A 15,344-nucleotide genomic window follows, 5' to 3' on the forward strand; every position below is an offset into this window, starting at 1 on the left:
ATTGCCAAGCGGATTTTTATTCCACTTGGATGGCTTTCGACACAAGTGGAAGTGGTGTTTAGCATCTTGGAGCACGGGAAAATTCCTGAGAACTTTTCGCTTGAACGGACTATTTTATACAAAGGCGATCCAATGGATGACTTAGACCTTTCCACGCTTGCCGAAATACTGCACAAATTTTATACCCGAACGCCACGTTCTTTACAGGATGGTATTTTTAGCATCCTAACTAATCCCAATCTCTTGGTAGAGTTTTCCGACAACTGGAAAGGCCTGTTTTACTTGCCGTTAGCCTTTCACGGTTTTGACCTAGCGCCTGCCTCTCAACCTGCACCTGCCCCTCAAGTGCATTATGACCGGGTCAAAACCGCATCAATTCAAGCTGCTACTACTAGCAGCGGCTCTCGTGCCGTTTACCACGTCGACTTAGAACCCTTGGCGTTGTGCGTATTTACGCAATCTAAGACTGCTCACTCCAAAGTTTCTAAGCTGCGTGAGCGCTTAATTGCCAAGCGGATTTTTATTCCACTTGGATGGCTTTCGACACAAGTGGAAGTGGTGTTTAGCATCTTGGAGCACGGGAAAATTCCTGAGAACTTTTCGCTTGAACGGACTATTTTATACAAAGGCGATCCAATGGATGACTCAGACCTTTCCGCGCTTGCCGAAATACTGCACAAATTTTATACCCGAACGCCACGTTCTTTACAGGATGGTATTTTTAGCATCCTAACTAATCCCAATCTCTTGGTAGAGTTTTCCGACAACTGGAAAGGCCTGTTTTACTTGCCGTTAGTCTTTCACGGTGTTGACCTAGCGCCTGCCCCTCAACCTGCACCTGCCCCTCAAGCGCTGGGATTCTTTCCCAGCCGAATTAATGGAAACACTTCCTCCTAAAAGGGGGCTTCAGGGGGGGAGATCAGTGCCTGAACCTGAGGTGGCAAGCAAGGTCGCGGAACCAGTAACAAGCATCCCTGACCTTTAGGGCGGGCAGTGTGTCAAAATTGGTGTTAAGTCGTGCACCCAGCGGAGTCAACGGAAACGCAGCAACAATGAAAGCCGTTGCCATCACAGAATTTGGTGACCCCGATGTTTTAGCGCTGCGGGAGATGCCTGAGCCGCAGATTCAAGCTGCCAATGAGGTGAAAATTCAACTGCGGGCGGCCAGTGTGAACCCCATTGATACAAAGCTGCGACAGCGGGGAACATTTTTTCCCGATCGCCGGCCCGCCATTCTCGGCTGTGATGGCGCAGGGGTGGTCGTGGCTGTGGGTGCAGCGGTGCAGCGGTTTCGCGTAGGGGATGAAGTTTATTTTTGCTATGGGGGCTTGGGCGATCGCGGCGGCTGCTATGCCGAATACACCGTTGTTCCTGAAGTTGCCGTTGCCCACAAGCCCAAAACCCTTTCCTTTATTCAGGCCGCTGCCTTGCCCCTAGCAGTGATTACGGCCTGGGAAGCCTTGGGCGATCGCGGGGCAGTCCCACCTTTGAATGTCCTCTCCACCGCAAAAACCGTTCTCATCCATGCCGGGGCGGGCGGGGTGGGGCATCTCGCTATTCAACTGGCGCGGCGATCGGGGGCAACAGTTGCCACAACGATTAGTTCCGCAGCCAAAGCCCGTTTTGCTGAACGTCTCGGAGCCACCCTTGCCATTAACTACACCACCAGTGATTGGGTACAGGCAGTCTTGGACTGGACAGAGGGCAAAGGAGTTGATTTTGCCCTTGATACCGTTGGTGGTACCACCTTTAGCGACACCTTCAAAGCGGTGCGTCCCTATGGCACCCTCGCCACCCTCTTGGAACCCGCCGCCGATACGCCGTGGAAAATTGCCCGCCAACGCAACCTCTTGATCCAACTCACACTGATGCTGACGCCGCAACTCATGGGGTTGAGTGATGCCCTTGCCCATCAGGGCAAAATCCTTGAGCAGGTGGCCACCCTCGTGGATCGCGGCGAACTAGAGGTTGTTGTCGATAAAACCTTTCCCCTCGGTGCAGCGGCGGATGCCCATCGCTATCTCAGCCAACGCTTGGTGCAGGGTAAGGTGGTACTCGTCCCATAATTGGGGATTTTCTGATGGTTGCTCAGATTCTTGCCGCCCTTCTCATCGGGCTGGAACAGGCTCAAGGGGTGCCGACATGGCTCAGCCAAACGCCCCGCAGTGATGTTTATCGGGTTTGCCGCATTTTTAACGGACGCCTTAGCTATTGTGGCCGTTGGTTCACAGGGGAAACGGTGCTGTTGCAGAACAACTTCTATCGCACCTGCCGCATCTTTAATGGACGCCTCAGTTATTGTGGCCGTTGGTTCACAGGGGAAACGGTGCTGTTGCAGAACAACTTCTATCGCACCTGCCGCATCTTTAATGGGCGCCTCAGTGACTGTGGTCGGTGGTTCACGGGGGAAGCAGTACTGTCGGAGCCTCGACGCTAACTTATTCTGGCTGCGAAGAGGGATACAATTCTGGTGGCATTGGCTCCGGTTGCAGGCTCACGGTTTGCCGGCGATCGCCCCGTTGAATCTCTAAGGTAATGGTCTGCCCTAGCTTTGTTTGCTCAACCACGCTTTGCACCTGTTGCGGGGTGGGTTGATTGAGATCGTTAATTTTGGCAATCCAATCTCCCACTTGCAGACCCGCTTTAGCCGCCGGCGAATTGGGGGCAATACCAACGATTAGCGTCCCTTGGGTTTGATTCAGTGTCCAGTTGGGCTGATCTTGACGGATTTGGGCAGCCACTTCTGGCGTCAATTGCACCATGCGAATCCCCAGATAGAGGTGCTGGGCGCGCCCCGTAGTAATAATCTGTTCAGCAATGCGATAGGCCGTATTGATGGGAATGGCAAAACCCAGGCCCTGCGCTTGGGAAATCACGGCGGTATTGACGCCCACCACTTGACCAGCAGCATTCAGAAGAGGGCCCCCGGAATTGCCCGGATTAATCGCCGCATCCGTTTGAATGAAGCTCACCCGCTTATCGGCAGCGCCAATTTCATTACTGGCACGCCCCGTTGCACTAATAATGCCGGCGGTTACGGTGTTACTTAGCCCCAAGGGGTTACCGATGGCGATCGCCCACTCGCCCGGGACAAGGGTATCCGAATTCCCCAGCTGTACGGTGGGTAAATTTTCGGCATCAATTTGAATAACAGCCACATCCGTCAGGGAATCTGCACCCACCACCTTGCCATCATACTGGCGACCATCGGGGAGCGTGACTCGCACGGCACTGGCGCCTTCCACCACATGGGCATTGGTCATAATCTTGCCATCGGGGGTAAATATAAACCCAGAGCCTTGACCTTGGCGCAGCGGCACATCTGGTATTGGAAAAGGATTGAGAAAACTATCCTCTTGACTGCGGGGCAGTCGTAGGGTATCAATGCTCACCACCGCTGGCCCTGCCTCAGCAACCACCTTGGCAATGAAATTCTCCCCCGCATTGGGTCGCTCCGTGGGGGCAAGGGGAGGCAGAGACGCCTCCGTATTAGGGGTGGGGGAGTTGCGATCGGGCAAACGCAATGGACAGCCCGTCAGTGCCACAAGGGCGATCGCCATCCCAACGAGACTCAACCGCGTGCGAACCATACTCAACTCAACTCGGCAGCAGATCCACTCTAGCCTTATCCTGAAAATAGTGAGTTTGTCGAACCTCTGCTGGCATGCTGACTGTGATTAGCTACCTCGAACAGCCCATGACCTTTGATAGTTTCTTTGGACCTGTGACCCTGCAGCCCGGTCGCAATGAAAATGTCGATGAGCGGCGCTGGCGCAACTGCAAAACCCACAATGCTGACCTGCAAGCGCTGCTCAAAAAGGGGCTTATTGTGGTCGAAGACGTGGGGGTCAGCTCATAGGCCATGACGGATGCAGTCGCTGCCCTCTTTCAGCAAGGGCAACAGGCCTTCGAGCGGGGAAACTACCAACAATCGATTGCTCTTTTAGGACAGGCGGCGGCGCTGGCGGAGGGAAATGCGGTGCGATCGGGGGAAATTAGCCTCTGGTTAGTCACGGCCTATAGTGCTGCTGGCGATCAAGGGGCTGCCGTCAGCCTCTGCCGTCAACTCCAACGACACCCAGATCATCACACGCGGCAGGAAAGTCGTCGCTTGCTGGCGATTTTGGAGGCTCCCCAACTCAAACGCCGTCCGGAATGGTACAGCGAAATTCCCGACCTATCCCATGTGGGCGATCGCGCCTACACGTCCCCCTACAGCCGTTCCCCGAAAAAGCCATCGGCTGCCACCCCAAAACCCCAAGAACCACCGCCCCCTGCTACGCCTTTACCGAATGCCTTCATCTGGCTTGCCCTCACGGGCTTGGGCGTGGTCACACTCTTGGCAGCTTGGCTATAGTAAACTTCCCACCGACTAAAGTCGGGGGCTTTCAGTATCGGAATTTAGGAACACATGGGTAGAGAGCCACGGCAAGGAAACGCTGGTGTCTATCGATGAGAGGGGGTTTGACTCTCGAGTGGAGTGTGAGTATGGGTGGTCAGCGCGAGGCGAACGAATTGATGGAGAGCGAGCGGGGAAGCGTCAGAAAAGAGAGAGTTGAGTCGCAGGACGGTATAGATACCAGAAAGACTTCATCGCCCCAATGCTGTTTTCAGGATATTTGAATGCGTTAGGGTTTGTGAGCTGGCTGAGTCAGTACTGTTTGCCGGCATTAAAGAGACCTTCGTTGTTGATGATGGATAATGCACCGATTCATCCAAAAGGGGCGATTCAGGCAGTGGTGAAAGCGGCGGGTCACGAGGTGTTATTTTTACCGAAATACTCTCCTGATTTGAATGTGATTAAGCACGACTTCAGTGCGTTGAAGCGATCGCGGATGTATGCAGGGTCAAACAGTTCGATTGATGAGGTGATTCGCAATTGTTGTGCTGGATAATGTCTTATTCTTTATTGGAATAACTATATTTGCCCACTTGTGCATCAGTGGAACCAACAACGTGTCTTTTCATCCGCCTAAAGTCACTAAAGAGGGGTATCAGCGCAGACCGGCCTAGGCGATCGCGCGCTTCAGATGCTTTTGCAGGGTTTGAGTGGGCAGGCCACTCTGGAGATGCTGCCACGGTAAGATCGTCTCCTCTGGCCAATGGGCAGTGACGTAGGCTTCAAAGTCGGGCAACTGGCCTTGCAGTTCCTTAAACGCCCGCCGATAACTGCCCAAGGAAGTGCCGTAGTGGCGTACCTGCTCAAGCAGGGGAGCAAGCCGGCGATCGCCCCGCGAAATTAAAGCTTGAATCAGCGAGTCATTATAGGATTCAGGACGAAACTCAATCCCCAATTTGGCCAATTCTTTTTTCAGGAACTTCAGGCGTTTTTCGGCCACGGGTTGCACGCCCCACCACTGAAAAGGAGTATGGGCCTTGGGCACAAAGGTACTACAGCCAAGGGTGAGTCGCAGGCGCGGCGCTGTTTTTTTCAATTGGCGAAAGAGATCCACCGTAGCTGCAACATCGGCATCGGTTTCTGTGGGCAGTCCCACCATGCCATAAAACTTTAGCCCCTTGAGGCCGCCGGCTTGGGCATGGCTGGCAGCGGCAAGAATCTCCTCAGTCTCAAGCTTTTTGTTGATCACTTGGCGCAGCCGCTCAGACCCCGTTTCGATGGCGATCGTCAGGGATTGACTGCCCCGTTGACTCAAGAGTTGGGCAAGGGATGCAGTGACCGTATTTGTGCGCACAGACGCTAAACTCACCCGCACATGGTCAAATTGTGGTTGGCCTAGATGCTCAATCAAGGCGGGAAATTCGGGATGCTGGGTAATCGAGGCACCCAAAAGCCCTAGGCGATCGGTGACCGCTAGCCCCCGCTCAATGGCAGGAATCAGTGTTTCGAGACTGGGCGTGCGAAAGGGCAAGGTCAAATAACTGGCCAAACAAAAGCGACATAGCTCTGGACAACTGCGCACCACCTCCACCATGTAAATCTTTTCCCAAGCGGCGAGGGGGGTGACCACCGTTGAGGCAGCAAGGGTATTGCCGCGATGGACTTGTTTGGTCACTGTGGCGGGTACCGTGGGCTTTCGGGGTTCAATTCCTTGAATCGGGCCTGTGGCACTGGCATAACTGACGGCATAAAGACTGGGGACATAGAGGCCGGGCACTTGGGCAAGGGCTTCCAACTGTTGCGATCGCGGGGCAGCGCGCACCTGTGCCATGGTCGTCAAAAACGGCTCAAGGAGGGGTTCGGCATCCCCCAGTAAAATCACATCGAAAAAGTCGGCAAAGGGTTCGGGATTGGCCGTCAGCACTGGACCACCGCCAAAGACCAAAGGATGGCGATCGTGGCGATCGCGCTGCCAAATGGGAATGCCCAACTGCTCCAACAGCGCCAGTAGATTGCCGTAGTCCAACTCCCACGAGAAGGAAAAGCCCACCAACTGCGGATCCCGAGGCAGTGGCTCCTGCACATCGGTAAAGAGGCGACTCACGGCCACATCAGGACGGCTGGCCAGTTGTGCCCACACTAGTTGATACCCTAAGCTGGTGATCCCAACGCTGTAGGTATTGGGAAAGCCATAGATGACCCGCAGTGCCTCTGGCCGCGGGCGGGATCGCTCAAAAAGGAGGGTTTCAGCAGTAAAGGGGGAATTCACCTAGGTTTCCGTTGACTTACGGCGGCTGGTTTTTGCGGTCTTGGTGGCCGTCTTTGTACTGGTCTTTTTGGTGGTTGATTTTGGTTTCGGGGCAGTGGCTGTTGCGCTGCGGCGGGTTTTCTTCGGTGCTTTCTCCGCCAAGAGGGGCAGGGCTTGCTCAAGGGTCATGGTCTCTGGACTCACCCCCTCCGGTAGTGAGGCATTCACCTTACCGTGGTTGACATAAAGACCATAGGGACCATCAAAGACTTGCACTGGCTCGCCATCCTCTGGGTGAGTCCCCAACACCGCGAGCACCTGCTTCTTGGCACGGCCACGACTGGATTTTGGGGTTGCCAGTAGCTCTAGGGCACGCTCTAGGGTAATCGTATAGACATCATCCTCCCCCTTGAGGGAACGATAGTCCTTCTCACCGTCGGGGTCATGGACAATGTAGGGGCCAAAGCGACCTTGATTGGCCTGAATCAGCTTGCCCGTTTCGGGATGAACTCCCAATGTGCGGGGCAGCGACAACAGCGTAATCGCCAAGTCTAGGGTAACTTCGTCGGGACTGACCCCCTTGGGTAGAGAAGCTCGTTTGGGTTTTGGATTGGCCGCTGTGGCTTCCCCCAACTGTACATAGGGGCCAAAGCGTCCCGTGAGTAAGAAGATCGGTTCCCCGGTTTCAGGATGCACGCCCAGCTTGTCGGGACCCTCTAGTTTTTGGCGAATTAATTGCTCCACTTGTTCGCGGGTGAGGCTACCGGGAGTGGCATCTTGGGGCAAGGAGGCTTTAATGGGTTCGCTGCCATTGCCATTTTGATAGACGACAAAAGGACCAAAGCGACCCACCACCACTTCGGCATTCAGTTCTGGCAGGGCGATCGCCCGGGCTTCTGTGGACTCAATTGTGCGCTCCCGCTCTTTGACCTGCTGCTCAAGGCCATTTTCACCCAAGTAGAAGGATTCAAGGTAGGGCTGCCACTGCACCTCCCCCGTGGAAATATCATCAAGGGTTTGCTCCATCCGCGCCGTGAAGTTAATGTCCACTAAGTCGGGGAAGTATTTCTCCAGCAGTGCCGTAACCGCAAAGGCAGTAAAGGTGGGTTCAAGGGCATTGCCCCGCCGAATGGCATACTCGCGGTCTTGGATCGTGCTGATGATCGTGGCGTAGGTGCTGGGACGCCCAATGCCGGCTTGCTCGAGGGCTTTGACCAGGCTGGCTTCGGTGTAGCGTGGCGGCGGCTGGGTTTCGTGACCGACACTTTCAAGGGCTTGGCAGCGGAGAATATCCCCCACCTGCATCAGGGGCAGCATCACCTCTTGGCTTTCAAGGGCGGCATCGGGATCATCCGACCCTTCCACATAGGCACGGAAAAAGCCGGGAAAATCAATGCGTTTACCGTGGGCACGGAAGAGGGCATCCCCTGCCGTAATCGAGACCGTTAGCAGGGTGACGCGGGCATCGGCCATTTGTGAGGCCACTGTGCGCTTCCAGATCAGGTCGTAGAGTTCCAGTTCCCGATCCTTAAGGCCAGTTTCTTGGGGGGTGCGAAACTGACTACCCGCAGGGCGAATCGCTTCGTGGGCTTCTTGGGCGCCCTTGGTTTTGGTGGTGTATTGGCGCGGCTGGGGCGACAAAAAGGCTTTGCCATACATGGCTTCCACACAATTGCGGGCAGCAGCGATCGCCTGTTCCGACAGATGCACCGAGTCCGTGCGCATATAGGTGATATAGCCCTCTTCATAGAGCTTTTGGGCAATGCGCATCGTCTCTTGGGCGGAGAGGTGCAGTTTGCGGTTGGCTTCCTGTTGCAGCGTCGAGGTGGTAAAGGGGGGAGCCGGTTTGCGGGTTTGTTGGCGCTCCTCCTGTTCAGTGACCGTCCATGTTTCCGTCAGCAGGCGATCGCGCAGGGCATTGGCCGCCGCCTCATCCAAAAGCAAGACCGCCTCAGGGTTGCGCACCTGTCCTGTAGCAGGATCAAAATCATTGCCCGTGGCCAAGCGTTGACCGCCGACACTCACCAAACGGGCTGGAAAGAGGGTTCCCCGTTGATCCAGCGTGGCCTTGAGATCCCAAAATTGCCCCTTGCGGAAGGCCAGCCGTTCCCGCTCCCGTTGCACCAATAGACGCACTGCCACCGACTGCACCCGCCCCGCCGACAGATGGGGAGCAATTTTCCGCCACAGCAGGGGCGACAGGGTATAGCCCACCAAGCGATCGAGGATACGCCGCGTTTCTTGGGCACGCACGAGTTGTTGATTGACATCGCGGCAATTGCGCAGGGCTTCTTGGATGGCCTCTTCCGTAATTTCATGGAAGACCATGCGCCGCACGGGCACCTTTGGCTCCAACAGTTGCAGCAAGTGCCAACTAATACTTTCCCCTTCGCGGTCTTCATCGGTCGCAAGCAGGAGTTCGTCAGCAGTTTTCAGTGCGGTTTTCAGGTCTTTGACAACTTTTTGCTTGTCCTTAGGCACAATGTAGAGGGGTTCAAAGCCAGCAGCGACATTCACCCCTAGGGTTGCCCACTCCTCCCCCTTGAGTTCAGGGGGCACATCAGCAGCGCTGCGGGGCAGATCACGAACATGACCCATCGAGGCTTCAACGCGATAGTCCGGGGGCAGAAATTTGCGAATGGTACGGGCTTTTGTCGGGGATTCAACGATGACAAGGGTGGACATAGCAGATGCTGCGGGATGGGTTTTTCGGCACTCTCAAGTTTAGCGATCGATCATAGAATTGTGTTCTCCCACCGTATCATGGGGAGCAAGGAGAAGCACTTCTTATATTGATAAGCCTAGCCTAACCAATAGGCGATGCGGAGAATCTGTTTAGTCAGCATAACGGTTTTTTTGCCCGTGAAGTCTCTTGCCGCGTTGTCTTTCTTGCCGATGGCCAAATTATTGAGGAAGGATCGCCCCAAGAACTGTTTCGTCGTCCGCAACAGGAGCGAACCCGCCTCTTTTTAGAGCCTGTGCTGGTAAGATACTAGCCCTTGTAGGCCTTGATGCATTTTTCAACAAGGGGCTGCACCGCATCCACATCCTGCCAGCCAAGAATTTCAGTCACTTTCTTTTGCAGATTCTTGTAGGTACGGAAGAACTCAGCGATTTCTTCGAGGCGGTGGGGCGCAATGTCCTTGAGGGACGTCACCTCAGCATAGCGAGGATCATCAACAGGCACACAGAGAATTTTCTCGTCGCGATCGCCACTGTCAATCATCTCCAGCATGCCAATGGGACGGGCAGGAATCACACATCCCGGAAACGTCGGCTCATCCATGATCACTAGACCATCGAGGGGATCGCCATCATCCGCCAGTGTATTGGGAATGAACCCATAATCATAGGGATAGGTCACCGCCGAATAGAGCACGCGATCGAGGGCAAAGACGTTCATTTCCTTGTCAAACTCATATTTATTCCGACTGCCCCCCGCAATTTCCACCAGCACATTGACAACACCCGGCTTGGGTTGGGCAGGAATACGGCTCAGATCAATACCCATAGAATCATGTCCACGCAACAAGTCTCCATTTAATCGAGATCGGGACATTGAAGCAAGCACTGAATTGATCCCTTGGGTCGCTTTCCGCTAAGGTTTTGGGGAGTCCCTTGTCAGCTTTGCCCTATGTCTCTAAAGCAGTTGGTGCTTGCAGCCCTCAGTGTCGTGGTCGCTGCCCTCATGACGGTGTCGTTGCTGGGCAGTTATTTAGAACCCCAAACCCAAGGGCAAATTAACCTATTTCAGACCAATTTGTCACTACAAGCCCGAGAATGGCAGGGTCTGGGAGATGCCACAACCCGCGATCGCCTAGTGGGCAATTTAGAAGCTGCCATCCAAGCCTACGAAGCGGTGCTGGCAACCCCCACACCGCAAAATCAGCCTCTGCGTCTGCAGTTGGGACTGCTCTATGCTGAAGCAGGGCAGCGCGATCGCGCCCTCAACACATGGCAACTCCTCATTAATGAGGCTCAAGGGACAACCCGCAGTACCGCAGAAGTGCTGATGGCTTTGTGGGCTGATTCCCCCCAACTGCTTCCCGATGGGGAAACGTTGATTAAAAACACCCTTCAAGGCTGGTTTCGCGATCGCGCCCTCGAACGCCTCTATGAACTGCAACAGCGATCCGACGCCCTGATGACCTTGACCCGTGCAGAACAGCAGCGCGCCCAAGCAGCCTTCTATCGCCTTGCCCTGATTGGCACAACTCCTCTGCTAGGAAGTTTGATTGGGATTGTTCTTTGGATTGTCTGGATCTATCAACACCTGCGCCGCCGCCAGCACGGGAACACTCTGCCACCCCTGACCCCCGTGACATGGGGCTGGGAAACCCTCTGGGAAGGCATGGTAATCTGGTTTACTCTCTTTTTTGCCATTAGCTTGGTGCTCATGCCCTTGGTGCGCTCCCTGATTGGCATGGGACTGCCGCTGCGCTCTGCGATGGCTCAAACGCTGTATGCCTTAGTGAGCTACGGGATGATGATGGTTGCTGGCTTGGGCTGGCTGTGGTACTTTCTGCGTCCCTTTGGTAAGCGCCCTGCAGATTGGTTATGTTGGCAAGGGGGGTTAGGGGGTGCCTTGCGTTGGGGGGTCGGCGGTTATTTGGCGGCACTGCCCTTAGTCGTGGTCAGTTCGCTGATTAGTCAAGCCCTGCTGAAAAATCAAGGGGGCGGCAATCCTTTACTGGAAATTATTTTACAAAGCCGCGATTACACCACCTTTGCCCTACTCTATGTCATGGTGGCAGTGATGGCGCCCTTCTTTGAGGAGATTCTCTTTCGGGGATTCTTCTTTCGTTCGGTGCAATCCTATTTGCCCCTCGGCACTGCCATGGGGGTGACGGGACTCCTCTTTGCCATTGCCCACCTGAATTTAGCCGATCTATTGCCCTTGACAGTTTTGGGAACCGTGCTCAGCTACATCTACTGGCGATCGCAAAATATCGGTGCAGCCATGATTCTCCACAGCATCTGGAACAGTGGCTCCTTTTTGGGCTTGCTCCTATTGAGCGGGGGGACGGAAGCGGGGTTCTAACTGCTGCACCAACCACTGGCGGGGCACCAACCGACCAGCAAGGGCAAGGAAGCGATTGGCGGGCTGACCGGGAATGACCGTGGCCACATCGGTTTGCAACGCCGCAAGGGTTTCGGCAACCACCTGTTCGGGAGTGTCCTGCCGGGCAATGAGAGCCGAGTTGCGGGTCATATCGGCACGCTCAAAGAAGTTGGTGGCAGTGGGTCCGGGACAGACGGCAAGTACCCGAATACCCAAGGGTTTAACTTCTGCCCACAGGGCTTCGCTGAAGTGGCGAACAAAGGCTTTGCTGGCGGCATAGACGGCGAGATAAGGCAGGGGCTGAAAGGCAGCAATGGAGCTAACGTTGATAATCGTGCCTTGACGACGGGGGCGCATTTCTTGGAGCACGAGATGGGTGAGTTCTACTAGCGCTGTGATGTTCACTTGGAGCATGGCTGTCAATTGCTGGCGATCGCGCTCGTCAAAGGCCCCATAATCGCCAAAACCAGCATTATTGACTAATACATCCACCGTTAGTCCTAGGGATTGAATCTGTTCATAGAGGCGGAGCGCCGCATTGGGTTCGCTAAGGTCTTGGGGAATACCTACAACCGGTACTTGGGTGCTGAGCTGCGTCTTTAGCTTTTCTAGGGTGTCGAGGTGGCGACCAGTGAGAATCAAAGCGTGCTGGCGATCGGCCAAGGCTTGGGCAAAGGCCTGCCCTAATCCCCCCGTTGCCCCCGTAATCAGTGCGGTTGCCATAAAATAAAATTGTTACGAAACTTAAAGATCGCTATTCTAAAAGTAATACATTTCGGGAATGGGCAGAATGACCTCTACGCTTTCAGCCACCGCAGCTTTTCCCACCGCAGATTGGACTTGGCGTGGCCATCACATTCGCTACAGCGTCAATGGCAGTGGTGCCCCAGTGGTGTTGGTTCATGGTTTTGGTGCCTCTATTGGTCACTGGCGCAAAAATATCCCTGCCCTCACCGCCGCAGGTTACCGTGTTTATGCCCTTGATTTACTGGGTTTTGGTGCTTCGGCAAAGCCGGATTTAACCTACAGTTTGGATCTGTGGACCGAGCTACTGGCGGACTTTTGGCAAGCCCACATTGGGGAACCCGTGGTTTGGGTAGGGAATTCCATTGGTGGTCTGCTGTGTCTGATGATGGCGGCTCGCTATGGCCACACCTGCCGTGCGGTGAGTGTTCTCAACTGTGCCGGGGGACTCAACCACCGTCCCAATGAACTGAATTGGATGCAAAGCCTCTTTACGGCCATCTTTCGCACCTTGGTTGCCTCTCCCGGCATTGGTCATTTGATCTTTAACCAGATTCGGCAGCCGGAGCGCATCCGCAAAACCCTGACCCAAGTCTATGCCAATCCCGACGCCATTACCGATGAATTGGTGGAACTACTGCATCGACCCGCCATGGATGCCGGCGCCAAGGAAGTGTTTGCCCGTGTGATTTCAGCACCGCCGGGACCGAAAATTGTGGATTTGCTGCCAGAAATTCAAGTGCCGATTCTGGTGCTCTGGGGTGAGGTGGATCCTTGGACGCCGGTGTCGGGGACTCAGCACTTTGCAGCCCATCAAGATCGCTTGCCGATTCGCATTGAGCGACTGCCCAATACTGGCCACTGCCCCCATGACGATCGCCCGGAGCTGGTGAACCCGATCCTCATTGAGTGGTTGCAACAGTTGGGACACGCCTAACTCAAGAGGCAAGCAAGGGCATCGAGGCTTTCTGGCAACTGGGGCAAGAGAATGCGATCGCCGACCATGGCAGCACACAGCAGCATCATATAGAGAATCGAGAACTTAAAGAGGCTGCGTGCCTGTTCTTTGTCCTCTGGGGCTTGGGTCAACTGCCACGCGCGGTAAATAAACCAACTACCAAGGGCGATCGCCACCACACCATAGCCCCAGCCCACGACACCACAGGGGTAGATTAACAGCAGACTGGTGGGCACCAGTGCCAAGGTGTAGAGAAAAATCTGCCGTGCCGTGACGCGATCGCCGTTAACCACCGGCAGCATCGGCACCCGCACACGGGCATAGTCCTCTTGAATCAGCATCGCCAACGGCCAAAAATGGGGCGGCGTCCAGATAAAGATAATGGCAAACAGCACCCAAGCCGCCCAACTCAGTTCTCCCGTCACCGCTGCCCAACCCACCAAGGGGGGAATCGCCCCAGCCGCACCGCCAATCACGATATTTTGCGGCGAAGACCGCTTCAGCCAGTGGGTATAGACTCCCACATACACCGCAATTCCGGCCATAGCAAGGCAGGCACTCAGGAGATTGGCAAAGACCGCCAAGAGGCTAAAGGCCGTTGTTGCCAAGAGCACTGCTAGAAACACCGCTTCCCAAGGAGCCACCCGACCCGCTGGCAAAGGGCGATGGCGCGTCCGCTCCATAATGGCATCAATATCGCGGTCATAGAGACAGTTGATCGTATTCGCTGCCGCCGCTGCACAGGCACCACTGACAAGGGTTATTAGGAGCAATTGGGGAGCCACCCGACCTTGGCTTGCTACTTCCATTGCTGCCGCAGTTGTAATCAAAAAGAGCAGAATTAAGCGCGGTTTGGTGAGTTGGACATAGTCCACTAATTTTGTCGAGAGATCCCCCGTTGAGGAGGAAAGTCTGGCTAGGAATGTCATGCGAGCCTCAAGATCGTTCAAAATTCATGCTTCAGGGAACCAGCTTGGCGATCGCGCCATGCCAATGTGGAAATGGCAACCAACACCCCCAAGAGGGTGGCGCCAATCATTTGATGGGCAACGGTGAGTGCCGGCACCTGTAGCTTTAGTTGTAGGGTGCTCCAGCCCAAGGCTACTTGCAGAGCCACCACCGGCAGAAGCGAGAAACTCAGTTGCCGCAAGAGGGGAGCCGAGGCTGGGCTACGCCAAGCAACAATCACCACCCCTAAAACGCTCAGGGTGGCTGGGACAACACCGATCAGATGGCTATTGAGGACTACACACAGGCGATCGCCATAGAGGCACTGCTGCACTGCCCACTGCGAAGACACCAAGCCCCCTAACAAACTTTGGCCATAGACACATAGCGCGGCAATCACTGCGGCAATCCGCAACCAACGGGCGCTCCCCGTACCCCGAAAGGGAGCTAAACCAACGGTGATGGCTGCCAAAAGGCAAAAGAAGAGCAGTCCTGTGCCCAGGTGAGCGGTAACAATTTCAAAGCGCAGCAACTCAGTCACCGTCAGGCCACCGAGAATCCCCTGCACAATCACAAGGCACAATGCCGCCGCAGCAGCAGAGGGCACCCAAGGGGGCAGAGCTTGCCGCCAAGCCACACTCAATCCTACAAAGGCGATCGCCATCAGCCCTAAACTGGTGGCCAGCAGGCGGTGAAACCACTCTAGGAAGATTTGCAAATCCATTTGCGGTACCAGCGTGCCAAAGCACAACGGCCAATCGGGACAGGCTAAACCGGCATCCATCACCCGTGTGGCACTGCCCACCGCCATCAAAAAGAGGGTAAAGACCGTCATCAGCAGCACGAGGCGAAAAATCCACTGGCGACGGGCACTGGGATCACTGCCTAGGGTCAAGGGTGAGACATGAAAAGGCCCCAGCACGGATTTTTCCTCGACAGCAACAACTTCTTCATGGTAAAGAAGCTAAGGGGGAGATCAGGGCTGGCGTGAAAATCTATAGCTTTTCTTTAAGTTTTCGCTAGAGTATAAATTTTTCTTGCATTT

The 15,344-nt window shown here is 55.0% G+C and carries 14 protein-coding genes and 1 pseudogene; 8 read left to right on the forward strand and 7 right to left on the reverse strand.

The window, feature by feature from the left end:
- The 3 genes from RHK62_RS07625 to RHK62_RS07635 form a co-directional block, all read left to right on the forward strand.
- A partial coding sequence (locus RHK62_RS07625) for a hypothetical protein (RefSeq protein WP_310453528.1) occupies positions 1-897 on the forward strand: 897 nt, incomplete at its 5' end.
- A gap of 155 nt (positions 898-1,052) precedes the next feature.
- A complete protein-coding gene (locus RHK62_RS07630; RefSeq protein WP_302679130.1) occupies positions 1,053-2,066 on the forward strand; it encodes a zinc-dependent alcohol dehydrogenase family protein in 1,014 nt (337 codons plus the stop codon).
- A gap of 14 nt (positions 2,067-2,080) precedes the next feature.
- Entirely contained in the window at positions 2,081-2,437 is a 357-nt protein-coding gene (locus RHK62_RS07635) for a hypothetical protein (protein ID WP_302679131.1), read from the forward strand.
- A 1-nt stretch (position 2,438) separates the two neighbouring features.
- On the opposite strand, the gene RHK62_RS07640 is transcribed toward RHK62_RS07635, so the two are convergent.
- On the reverse strand, positions 2,439-3,590 hold the full coding sequence (locus RHK62_RS07640; RefSeq protein ID WP_310453529.1) for a trypsin-like peptidase domain-containing protein: 1,152 nt from the start codon (positions 3,588-3,590) through the stop codon (positions 2,439-2,441).
- A 74-nt stretch (positions 3,591-3,664) separates the two neighbouring features.
- On the opposite strand from RHK62_RS07640, the gene RHK62_RS07645 reads away from it, so the two are divergent.
- The 3 genes and pseudogenes from RHK62_RS07645 to RHK62_RS07655 form a co-directional block, all read left to right on the forward strand.
- Entirely contained in the window at positions 3,665-3,859 is a 195-nt protein-coding gene (locus tag RHK62_RS07645) for a hypothetical protein (RefSeq protein ID WP_149817974.1), read from the forward strand.
- 3 nt (positions 3,860-3,862) lie between these two features.
- Entirely contained in the window at positions 3,863-4,357 is a 495-nt protein-coding gene (locus RHK62_RS07650; RefSeq protein WP_206201544.1) for a hypothetical protein, read from the forward strand.
- Between the two features lie 226 nt (positions 4,358-4,583).
- Positions 4,584-4,895 (forward strand): annotated as a pseudogene (locus RHK62_RS07655) (transposase); the annotation flags it as partial.
- Between the two features lie 114 nt (positions 4,896-5,009).
- Here RHK62_RS07655 and RHK62_RS07660 read toward each other — a convergent pair.
- From RHK62_RS07660 to RHK62_RS07670, 3 genes are all read right to left on the reverse strand, one after another.
- Positions 5,010-6,608, reverse strand: a complete 1,599-nt coding sequence (locus tag RHK62_RS07660) for a radical SAM protein (protein ID WP_310453530.1) — start codon at positions 6,606-6,608, stop codon at positions 5,010-5,012.
- Positions 6,609-9,272, reverse strand: a complete 2,664-nt coding sequence (gene topA / locus RHK62_RS07665) for a type I DNA topoisomerase (protein ID WP_206199462.1) — start codon at positions 9,270-9,272, stop codon at positions 6,609-6,611. It lies immediately after the preceding gene.
- A 307-nt stretch (positions 9,273-9,579) separates the two neighbouring features.
- Complete coding sequence (locus RHK62_RS07670) at positions 9,580-10,092, reverse strand: inorganic diphosphatase (RefSeq protein WP_149821614.1); 513 nt, start codon at positions 10,090-10,092, stop codon at positions 9,580-9,582.
- A 129-nt stretch (positions 10,093-10,221) separates the two neighbouring features.
- Here RHK62_RS07670 and RHK62_RS07675 point away from each other — a divergent pair, with 129 nt between their 5' ends.
- On the forward strand, positions 10,222-11,628 hold the full coding sequence (locus RHK62_RS07675; protein ID WP_310453531.1) for a type II CAAX prenyl endopeptidase Rce1 family protein: 1,407 nt from the start codon (positions 10,222-10,224) through the stop codon (positions 11,626-11,628).
- On the opposite strand, the gene RHK62_RS07680 is transcribed toward RHK62_RS07675, so the two are convergent.
- Positions 11,596-12,372, reverse strand: a complete 777-nt coding sequence (locus tag RHK62_RS07680; RefSeq protein ID WP_310453532.1) for an SDR family oxidoreductase — start codon at positions 12,370-12,372, stop codon at positions 11,596-11,598. The two genes, RHK62_RS07675 and RHK62_RS07680, sit on opposite strands and share 33 nt — an antisense overlap.
- Positions 12,373-12,439: 67 nt before the next feature.
- Between RHK62_RS07680 and RHK62_RS07685 the strand changes: the two genes are divergently transcribed.
- On the forward strand, positions 12,440-13,330 hold the full coding sequence (locus RHK62_RS07685; protein ID WP_206199465.1) for an alpha/beta fold hydrolase: 891 nt from the start codon (positions 12,440-12,442) through the stop codon (positions 13,328-13,330).
- On the opposite strand, the gene RHK62_RS07690 is transcribed toward RHK62_RS07685, so the two are convergent.
- A complete protein-coding gene (locus RHK62_RS07690; RefSeq protein WP_302677839.1) occupies positions 13,327-14,280 on the reverse strand; it encodes a heme o synthase in 954 nt (317 codons plus the stop codon). The genes RHK62_RS07685 and RHK62_RS07690 overlap by 4 nt on opposite strands.
- A 17-nt stretch (positions 14,281-14,297) precedes the next feature.
- Positions 14,298-15,218 (reverse strand): heme A synthase, encoded by a 921-nt coding sequence (locus RHK62_RS07695; RefSeq protein WP_399378062.1) that lies wholly within the window; start codon positions 15,216-15,218, stop codon positions 14,298-14,300.
- Between the last annotated feature and the right edge of the window lie 126 nt (positions 15,219-15,344).

It is taken from the genome of Thermosynechococcus sp. HY213, from assembly GCF_031460975.1.
In the GTDB taxonomy this organism is placed as follows: domain Bacteria; phylum Cyanobacteriota; class Cyanobacteriia; order Thermosynechococcales; family Thermosynechococcaceae; genus Thermosynechococcus.

Excerpts from the sequence above, each read along its gene's own strand:
- RHK62_RS07675 (WP_310453531.1), top strand. The coding sequence starts at position 10,222 with ATGTCTCTAAAGCAGTTGGTGCTTGCAGCCCTCAGTGTCGTGGTCGCT.
- RHK62_RS07645 (WP_149817974.1), top strand. The coding sequence starts at position 3,665 with ATGCTGACTGTGATTAGCTACCTCGAACAGCCCATGACCTTTGATAGT.
- RHK62_RS07630 (WP_302679130.1), top strand. The coding sequence starts at position 1,053 with ATGAAAGCCGTTGCCATCACAGAATTTGGTGACCCCGATGTTTTAGCG.
- RHK62_RS07690 (WP_302677839.1), bottom strand. The coding sequence starts at position 14,280 with ATGACATTCCTAGCCAGACTTTCCTCCTCAACGGGGGATCTCTCGACA.
- RHK62_RS07635 (WP_302679131.1), top strand. The coding sequence starts at position 2,081 with ATGGTTGCTCAGATTCTTGCCGCCCTTCTCATCGGGCTGGAACAGGCT.
- topA (WP_206199462.1), bottom strand. The coding sequence starts at position 9,272 with ATGTCCACCCTTGTCATCGTTGAATCCCCGACAAAAGCCCGTACCATT.
- RHK62_RS07685 (WP_206199465.1), top strand. The coding sequence starts at position 12,440 with ATGACCTCTACGCTTTCAGCCACCGCAGCTTTTCCCACCGCAGATTGG.
- RHK62_RS07640 (WP_310453529.1), bottom strand. The coding sequence starts at position 3,590 with ATGGTTCGCACGCGGTTGAGTCTCGTTGGGATGGCGATCGCCCTTGTG.
- RHK62_RS07680 (WP_310453532.1), bottom strand. The coding sequence starts at position 12,372 with ATGGCAACCGCACTGATTACGGGGGCAACGGGGGGATTAGGGCAGGCC.
- RHK62_RS07650 (WP_206201544.1), top strand. The coding sequence starts at position 3,863 with ATGACGGATGCAGTCGCTGCCCTCTTTCAGCAAGGGCAACAGGCCTTC.